Raw genomic sequence first — 937 nt, 5'->3', positions numbered from 1 at the left:
CCATTGAATACGGTTTGTCAGCCGCCGACGTGAACTTGGCATTAAAAGACGACCGCACGATTCATCGTTCAAACACCGAGGCGTTTGGCTCTCGCAGCGCAGAGATAGCGTTTAAATCGGATAGCACCGCGCGTTATGACGATTTGTACTACACCGTCACACCAAGAAAAGTGGCTGAAGCCGTCGATAACAACGAGCAAAATCTCAAATTGATGACTTACAACATTTGGGCCTTGCCTGCGATTGCGTCACATATTGGTGAACGTTACGAGTTAATCCCCGATTACGTAAAAGGCTATGACGTACTGGCATTGCAAGAGGTTTTTGCTAGTGGTCGTGATGCATTTTTACGTGAGCTTGCAAAAGATTACCCATACCAAACGAAAATGTTGGATAAAGATGGCTTCAACGTTTACGACGGAGGCGTAGTCATTGTGAGTCGTTACCCTATCGTCAACGAGGCACAATACGTGTTCCCAGATTGTTCGGGGACCGATTGCTTCGCTGATAAAGGCGTAAACTACGCAGAGATCATCAAAGGTGGTCAGGCCTACCATGTTTTTGCTACACATACCGCGTCTTTCGATACTGATCCAGCGCGTCAGTATCGTCAGCGTCAATTTCAACAAATGCGCACTATGGCGCAGTCTCTCAACATTCCGAATAACGAAACGGTCGTTTACAGTGGTGACTTTAATGTAAACAAGCTGAAGTTCCCTGGAGATTACCAGCAGATGATCGCAAACCTAAGTGCGATGGAGCCTCAATACTCTGGCTATACAGCGTCTACGTTCGACCCTCGTATCAATAACTTCGCAGGCGAAGCACTATCTGGTGGCGAAAATGTGGAATACCTCGATTACGTCATGGTGAGCAACGAATATGGCGTGAAATCGTTTAACGACAACCGCGTTGATGTTCCACGTTCAACGGCAAA

Annotated in this window: 1 protein-coding gene; it reads left to right on the top strand. The window is 47.0% G+C overall.

The annotated features are described in order from the left end of the window. Positions 1 to 937 (top strand): sphingomyelin phosphodiesterase (locus R7Q48_RS25405; RefSeq protein WP_318132922.1); only part of this gene is annotated, 937 nt, incomplete at both ends.

The organism is Vibrio sp. 378 (assembly GCF_033339435.1).
The sequence above is the reverse complement of the archived record's forward strand: the minus strand, read 5'-3'. Positions and strand labels throughout refer to the sequence as shown.